Genomic DNA, 8,265 nt, shown 5'->3' on the forward strand with positions numbered 1-8,265 from the left:
GTGTTGGAATGTGGGCAGGAATAATAGTCTCTTTATTCGGGATATGGAATCTTGTCCAGCCTGCCATGAAATCAAAATTTGACAAGGTAGTGCGGGCTCCCATGGCTGGTGCGGGGATGATGATTATCCTTGCCTATGTCTGTAGGTTCTATCTGGAGCCCCTTTTTAAGATATGGGGCAAGGCTGCAGAGCCTGCTTTAGGGTTTGACTTTGCAACCATATTCGGCCTGAACTACATCCTCCTCGGAATCCTTCTCGGCATTATCTGGGTTAACACCATCGGTATTCCGGGCTGGATGCAGGCAGGGGTTAAGACTTCAAGATTGGCTATGAAGATGGGGGTCATAACACTGGGCGCCATGTACAGCATTACAGAATTAAGATACCTTGGGTCGCTAAGCGTTGTGTTGATTGCGACGTTTGTTATGGGTACTGTCATACTCGTGCTCTGGCTCGGTCAGATGATGAAGACTCCAAGGCCTTTGACAGGCGTGCTCAGCGCTGGCATGGGTGTATGCGGTGTATCCGCAGCAGTTGCAGCAGCGCCTGTAGTAAAGGCCCGCGGTATCGACATGGCCTATTCCATAGGCATGCTCCTTCTGGTCGGTGTTGTAGGGCTGTTTACATTTCCCCCCATAGCCAGAATAGTAGGCATGAACGAGCTTCAATTCGGCGCATGGGCAGGGACAGGCATACTCAACTCTGCTCAGGTCGCAGCAGCAGCCCTTATTTTTGATCCAAACACTATAGAAACATTAAAGGTTGCTGAAATATTCAACATCACAAGGATACTATTCCTGCCGTTTATTGTCATCTTGCTCGCAGTCTGGTTTGCAAAGGGCGAGGAAGGGGCAGAGGCAGGAAAGATCAGTCTCGGTCAGATTCTCATACAGAAATTCCCCATCTTTGTTATTGGATTTATCCTCATGTTCGCCTTCAGTTCAACAGGCGTATTTACGCCAAAGAATTATGAGCTTCACGGAAAACACTTCTATAACTTCACGCTTGATGAAAAGAAAGAGCTTAGGACAAGGGATCTGAAGAAGATACAGGCATTTGTCGAGTCAGGCGCGGTTACCGATCCCAAGGTTAAGGCAGCACTCGAAAAACTGGTGGCTGACAGACAGATTACAAGTTCCGAACAGACAGACCTCGTCCTGAAGGCACAGGACTTTACCAAGGATAAGGACCTCAAAGCGGTATTCAAAGAGGCTGACAAGAAGGTTCAGGCAAAGCCAAAGACATTGGAGACCATGAGGGAATACATGATGTGGTTCTTTGCCTTTGGACTCATAGGCCTCGGGATGCAGATCACATGGCAGACCATCCGCCAGGCAGGAGGGAAGGCAGCTGTAATAGGAGTAATCGCAGGTGCCTCAAAGGCTATACTATCATTCTTTGCAGTATGGCTTTTTGTTAAGGGAAACATTTAAAGGAGGTGCCGAGATGGCAGAAGAAAAGGCAACAGCAGCGGAACAGAAACAGATGGAAGAGCGTGCACTCAGTGTCTTTGCCTCGGAGAGAAAGGAAGACATGACAGCGCTGATAATCGCTTTTGCACTTGCAATATTTGTGATTATCGCATTAAAGTAGCCATGTTTAAAAGAATACTCGTAGCTACACATGGCACGGAAGGGGCTAAAAAGGCCGAGGCATACGCTATAGGGCTGGCAAGGGAATTTGGTTCAGAACTCCACGGTCTTTATGTAATACATAAAGGCTGGAGTTCGCTTGTCGGTATTGAATGGCTGCATCCATCCCGTACGCGGATGGAGTTTTACAAATATGCTGAAACCGAGTTTAACCGCAGAGCTGAAGAGGTATTGGAAGCCCTTAGGGAGCACTCAACAGGCATTGAAGTCACAATATCAATAAGGGTGGGCGAACCATCTGAGGTTATAGCAGAGGAAGCAAGGGATAAGGGAATTGACCTTATTGTTATTGGAAGCAGCAGCAACAGAAGGTCAGAAGAGTATAAAGCAAAGGTATCTCTGAAAAAACTCGTAAAGCTCGCACCCTGTCCTGTTCTCGTGGCGAATAACGACTCAAGCAACTTCATCAAAGAAGTCAACTACAAGGAATTAGAGGGAGGTGATGTGGAGTTTAGCGGGGCAAACAAAATTAGCCTTAAGTCTTCGGGTTTCCCAACGACTTAATGGCTCTTACTAAAAATTTGGGGGTAAAAATGTTAAAGAAACTATCAATAAACGTGCTGTGCTTTGTATTTGCATTGGCTGGTCTCGGCATCGCGTCTGCTGCTGAATGGCCTGATGCCCTTATAAAGGAAGTAGAGGCACTGAAGGCTGCAGGAAAAGATAAAAAGGATATGCCGCCAACCATAGCAGGAGTAAAGAACATAACAGGCGATGAGATTAAGAAAATGATGGACGAGAAGAAAAAATTCGTACTCTTGGACAACAGGCTGAAGGCTGATTATGACAAGGAGCATATTACAGGCGCTGTGCTGTTTACCGTGGACGAGCTTCTTAAGAACCCGAAACTGGCTAACACGTATAAAAAGGATGATGTACTCATTAACTACTGCAACGGCGTAAAGTGCTGGCGTTCACCGGCAGCAGCATTGCTCCTTAAGCACCTCGGATTCAAGAATATCTACTGGTACAGAGACGGACTACCTGATTGGATAAAAAAGGATTATCCGACAACAGAGGGCAAGAAATAAGAAGTTGTATCTTTCTGCGGGGGCATGAATGGCATACATTTTGTCCCCGCATTTCAATTAAAATGAGAAAGATGTAAAATATTGCTGATGCAAAGCATATCGGAGAGTATCAATCTGCCTGTCTCAGAAGTTACAGCATTTAAAGTCCTCTCAGACTTGAATGTAATCCTAAGGCTTTCTCCTTACTGGAGCTTGAAAGAGCTCAAACCCCTTACCGAAGGTCCAGTTGAGGAGGGCAGCAGATACGAGGCGACCATTGAGTATTACGGAAAAGAGGTGACCGAAACGCATGGATTAGAGGTTATAGAGCTTTTGAGTGATAAAAAGATTTCCTTTAAGGTGGAAGAGGGGATACTGAAGGAGATAAGCTTTAATATCGAAAAAGACAGCGACGGGATCCGGCTGGCACATCGGTTTTTAATCGATTCGGATGATGAGGCCATATTAAAGGGAACCCGCAGCGAGCTTGTTTTCTGGCTAAGAAGCGTGGGAGAGTATCTGAAACTCGCTGAGGGAAAGACATTATGGAAGAAATTTTTCAAGTGGTTTATGGACAGGGTATGGTTAAGACTGACCCTTTCTGAAAGAAAGATCGCTATTATCGTTACAAAGATATCCATACTCGAGCTCGTTTTATTGCTAATACTGGTTCTTGCATGGAATCTTTTTAAGAGTTTTAGATGAAAATCACACCGCCTCCTATCTATACAGAATCCGTCCATGGCCTTTTTACTTTAAATTAACCTTGACAGTTTCATGTTATGTGTCTGATACTAAAGAAAATGAGTTAAGCAACCGATTATATATTGATTTGTTATTTTTAACTGGTTTGCGGATTACATGCTGTGCCACAAAGGGAAAAGGAGATATGAACCAGACAGTATGCACGGTTTTATGGGAAGCATCGCTGTAATAGGGGCAGGAAAGGGCGGAAGCGCCCTTTTATCGGTTTTACTAAAAGAACCGAATATCAATGTCGTAGGCATTGCAGACATCAATCCCAATGCCCCCGGTCTTGATATAGCAAAACAGTTTAATATTCCCATCACCAATAATTTCAAAGAGCTTGCAGCCAAAAAGCCGGACATAATTATCAATGTAACAGGCGACAGCAGTATAACTGCCGAGATTCTTAAGATACTGAAACGGAAATCTCCGGGCACAGAAGTAATCGATGGACAAAGCGCAAAGCTCATCTGGGATTTGCTCGAAAAACGCCGTCAATCAAAAGAGGAGACAAAGGCCCTCCTTAACGAGACAAAAGACCTGTACCGCATAGGTGTTGCCCTGACATCAGCAGATAAGCTGGAGGAGGCATTGGATACCCTGATGTTGGAGGCCCTTCGCACCGTAAACGCCCCTGCCGGAAGTATTGCCCTGTACGATGAAAAGAGCGATGCCCTTACATTAAAAGCAGCTCACGGTTTTTCAAAAGATTTCTCCCATGTCGTTCAATGGAAAAGGCGGGATGGCGGAATGACAGACCATATCCTGAGCAAAAGAATTCCCACGGTAATTCCGGATATAGAGACTTATCCATTTGTTGATAACAGAAACATCATTAAAGAAGGGATAAAGAGTATCGTGGCAGTGCCTCTTTTTGCCAACGACCACACAATCGGCATCCTGTACATAGATGATTTTAAGCCAAGAAACTGGACGCAAAGGGAGATCGAATTCATCACCCTTTTGGGAATACAGGCTGCATATGCCATTGAAAAATTCAGGCTTATCGAGGCAATATCAGAGACACAGAATTATCTGAAGAATGTCCTTGACAATTCTGCCGATATAATCATAACCACCGACACTGAGGGAAGTATCGTTGAGTTCAACAGAGGTGCGTCAAGACTTTTGGGATACTCAAAAGAGGAAATAATAGGGGAAAAAGCCGAAAACCTCTGGGTGCGGCCCGGGGAGAGAAACGAAATCCTGAAGATCCTGGAAAGGGAAGGATATGTATCCAACCATGAAACCCAACTGATAACAAAGGATGGAAGGAATATAGATGTCAGCCTGACCCTCTCATTTATTCTGAGCAGCAAGAAAGGGATTATAGGAACAGTAGGCATCGGCAAAGATATAACCGAAAAGAAAAAGCTCGAAAGGGCCATCGAAGAAAGGAATTTAGAACTTCATGAATTAAATGAGAAGCTCGAAGAAAAAGTCATCGAAAGGACAATGGAGCTCGAAAAGGCAAACAGTGAGCTTGAAAGATCAAACAGGCTGAAGAGCCAGTTCATTGCCACCATGAGCCATGAGCTCAGAACTCCCCTGAACTCCATCCTTGGTTTTTCAGAACTCCTCATGGATGAGGTATTCGGGACATTAACAGAAAAACAGAAGCGATACGTGAATAACATATATAACTCTGGAAGCCATCTACTGCAGCTCATCAACAACATCCTGGATATAGCAAAGATAGAATCGGGAAAGATGGAGCTCCATTATGAAGCCTTCTCTGTACGCCATGCCATATCAGAGGTGGAGACAGTAATAAAACCCCTGACAGACAAAAAGAATCAAAATCTGAACATAAAAATAGATAACAAAGTCTCCGTCATTAAGGCAGATAAGGTGAAGTTCAAACAGATACTCTATAACCTCCTTTCCAATGCCGTAAAGTTCACACAGGATGGCGGAGACATTTTCCTGGAGACCGAATTGATAAGCAGCGAAAACATCTCCTATTCTGTAAAGAATCCCAATATATGTCCTGGAAATGAAAGCTGCCTGAGGATATCTGTAACTGACACTGGAATAGGCATAAAGAAAGAGAACCACGAAAAGATATTCTCTGAGTTCGAGCAGGTCGACAGCAGTTTCTCGAGGAGATACGAGGGGACAGGCCTTGGACTTGCCCTGACGAAAAAGCTCGTGGAGCTCCACGGAGGAGAGATTTTTGTTGAGAGCGAGGAAGGCAAAGGCAGCAGGTTTACGGTAATCCTTCCGCTCTTTGATATTGCTGCCATGGAAAAGGTGGCAAAAATCAAAGAACCTGAACTAATAGAGGAGCCTGTATACGATGTGGATATATCAAGGAACAGAAGAGGAGATGCACCTCTAATCCTGGTTGTTGAGGATGACCCCTCCACTTCTGAATTGCTGACCCTCTATCTTGCACAGGGGGGATACAGGGTTGCCCATGCCTATAATGGAGACACCGCCATAGGGCGTATAAAAGAATTAAAGCCATTTGCAGTACTCCTCGATGTAATGCTGCCTGGAAAGGACGGATGGGAGATACTGCAGGAGATGAAATCAGACCCTGAGATGAAGGACATTCCTGTGATTATATCTTCTGTTATAGATAACAGGGAGTTGGGCTTTACCCTCGGGGCTTCCGATTATCTTGTAAAACCTGTGGACAGGATTACCCTTCTTAGAAAGCTCGAGGAATTAAGCTTTACCACAAAGAAGGGGAGAAGGCCCGTAAATATCCTCTGCATCGATGACCACGACGACGTGCTGGAACTGCTAACATCCATCCTCGAACCATCGGGCTACAATGTAATCACGGCCAATTCAGGCAGACAGGGCATAGAAAAGGCGGTAGCATACAGACCGGATCTCGTTATCCTTGACCTCATGATGCCGGAGGTGGATGGCTTTGAAGTGGCGCAGATACTAAAGAACAATCCTACCACCATGGATATTCCCATACTCATTCTTACTGCAAAGGACCTGACAGTAGATGACAGGCTCAGGCTTGCAGGAAAGATAGAAGACTGCATACAGAAGAGCCATTTCACAAAGGAAGACCTGCTGATGCACATAAGAGACCTTGAAGTCACTTATCCTGCAAGGGCAGGACTTCTGGACGAGGTAAGCGGTCTTTTCGACCACTGCTACTTCCAGATACGCCTTGCACAGGAGGTAAGCAGGGCAGGGAGGTATAAAAATACTTTTACACTGTTGATGCTCGACCTCGATAATTTCACGGATTACATAAAGGCACATGGAATCCACAGGTCAAACATCGTTATCAGAAAAATAGCCGAATTTTTGAGAAAGTCCCTGCGAGGCTCCGACACTGTTGTCCGATACGGAATCGATGAGTTCGGGGTCATACTCCCAAGTACATTAAAGGCGTCTGCCGAGGCTGTAGCAAAGAGGTTCCTTGCGTACATTGACAGCTATCCATTTTACGGCGAGGAGGTAATGCCCCAGGGAAAGATAACTGCAACCGTCTCTGTAATAAACTATCCTCGAGATGCGTCATCTCCTGAGGAACTCATATTCAAGGCTCACCAGACCCTTAGAAAGGCAAAAGAGGGCGGAGGGCAGAAGGTAGTGGTATATGAGCAGTAAACAGAAGATACTCGTTGTCGAGGACAATCAGGTTAATCTGGAGCTGTTCATGGACCTCCTCAATGTAGGAGGCTACGAATGCCTTCATACAACAAAAGGGGAAGAGGCCTTAGATATAGCAAAGAGGGAAAGACCTGACCTTGTGCTTTTGGATATTCAGTTGCCGGGTGTTGACGGCCTGACCGTGGGAAAGATTTTAAAGTCACATGACGAGACAAAAAATATAAAGGTAATCGCCCTCACCGCCTATGCCATGAAGGGAGACAAGGAGATGTTCCTGGAACAGGGGTTTGACGGATATATACCGAAACCCGTTAAAATGAAGGAATTTCTATCAGCCATCGAAGACTATCTCAACTCATAAAATACTAAATGCGAAATCCTAAATTCTAAACAATATCCGAACCATCCATTTTGTTTAGAGTTTAGATATTAGTGCTTAGAATTTCTAAGAACCTCTTCATATCGAACTCTGCTTCAATAAGCTCTTTTGCACGGGCTATTTTGCCCTTTTCCCTTATACGTGCCTTTCCCACTGTGGCCTCTATCCTGTCAATGGCTGTAAAGGTGTCCTCTGCCACCGATATGATTGGAATACCCTTTGACTGTGCCTTGCCGATGACAACATCGTTTGTATAAAGTCCGCCTGTAAGGATTATGCACTTTGTCGAAGTCTCCATTGCAGCAAGCTGTATGTCGGAGCGGTGGGCACCTGTAATTACTGCCTTATTGGGTATCCTGCTGAAATAACCGAGGGCGCTGTCCACGTCCATAGCGCCTATGGAAAAGTTCTCCACAAAGTCATCGAGCCTGTCCTCACAGCAGAGCACTCTGCCTTTAAGGATTTCAACAAGCTGTCTTATGGCGATGGATTCCAAAAGGCTGTCCTTTGGGAAAACACCGAATATTGCAATTCCATTCTTCTCCAGAAACGGTCTTATCTTCTCCCTGACATGGGCCGCTGCATTCTGCGGCACTTTATTAATAACACCGCCTATAAACCTATCGCCAAAAAGTTTGTACGCCCCGATGAGGGTATCCATAGTGCTGTCTCCCCTCCACAACTCCACCATCGTGATATAAGCATCCATCTCCTTTATAAGCTCGATGGCATCGATATTTAGAGATACCCCTTCAAAGAGGTCTGCTGCGCCTCCGATAATGACAATATCTTTATTTTTCTGTAATTCAACTGCTTCCATTATCCTATTTTTTATATCCCTTATCTTTCCCTCAAACAATAAATTTTGTTCCTCGTAGCTAAAGACAAA

At 45.0% G+C, this 8,265-nt stretch carries 8 protein-coding genes; 7 read left to right on the forward strand and 1 reads right to left on the reverse strand.

Annotation, left to right across the window (positions count from 1 at the left end):
* From V7L97_RS10060 to V7L97_RS10090, 7 genes are all read left to right on the forward strand, one after another.
* Positions 1-1,433, forward strand: a 1,433-nt coding sequence (locus V7L97_RS10060; RefSeq protein WP_333655591.1) for a YeiH family protein, incomplete at its 5' end; no start/stop codon positions are given.
* A gap of 13 nt (positions 1,434-1,446) precedes the next feature.
* Positions 1,447-1,593 carry a hypothetical protein gene (locus V7L97_RS10065; RefSeq protein WP_333655593.1) on the forward strand — a complete coding sequence of 49 codons (147 nt, stop codon included), beginning with the start codon at positions 1,447-1,449 and terminating at the stop codon, positions 1,591-1,593.
* 2 nt (positions 1,594-1,595) lie between these two features.
* Positions 1,596-2,156 (forward strand): universal stress protein, encoded by a 561-nt coding sequence (locus V7L97_RS10070; RefSeq protein WP_333655594.1) that lies wholly within the window; start codon positions 1,596-1,598, stop codon positions 2,154-2,156.
* A 29-nt stretch (positions 2,157-2,185) separates the two neighbouring features.
* Complete coding sequence (locus V7L97_RS10075; protein ID WP_333655595.1) at positions 2,186-2,683, forward strand: rhodanese-like domain-containing protein; 498 nt, start codon at positions 2,186-2,188, stop codon at positions 2,681-2,683.
* An 87-nt stretch (positions 2,684-2,770) separates the two neighbouring features.
* Positions 2,771-3,367 carry a hypothetical protein gene (locus V7L97_RS10080; protein WP_333655597.1) on the forward strand — a complete coding sequence of 199 codons (597 nt, stop codon included), beginning with the start codon at positions 2,771-2,773 and terminating at the stop codon, positions 3,365-3,367.
* 198 nt (positions 3,368-3,565) lie between these two features.
* Complete coding sequence (locus V7L97_RS10085; RefSeq protein WP_333655599.1) at positions 3,566-6,994, forward strand: response regulator; 3,429 nt, start codon at positions 3,566-3,568, stop codon at positions 6,992-6,994.
* Positions 6,984-7,358 carry a response regulator gene (locus V7L97_RS10090; RefSeq protein ID WP_333655601.1) on the forward strand — a complete coding sequence of 125 codons (375 nt, stop codon included), beginning with the start codon at positions 6,984-6,986 and terminating at the stop codon, positions 7,356-7,358. The genes V7L97_RS10085 and V7L97_RS10090 overlap by 11 nt, the downstream gene beginning before the upstream one ends.
* A gap of 61 nt (positions 7,359-7,419) precedes the next feature.
* Here V7L97_RS10090 and V7L97_RS10095 read toward each other — a convergent pair.
* Positions 7,420-8,265: DRTGG domain-containing protein (locus V7L97_RS10095; RefSeq protein ID WP_333655604.1), on the reverse strand; the 846-nt coding region annotated here is incomplete at its 5' end.

It is taken from the genome of Dissulfurispira sp. (assembly GCF_036745535.1).
Lineage (GTDB): Bacteria > Nitrospirota > Thermodesulfovibrionia > Thermodesulfovibrionales > Dissulfurispiraceae > Dissulfurispira.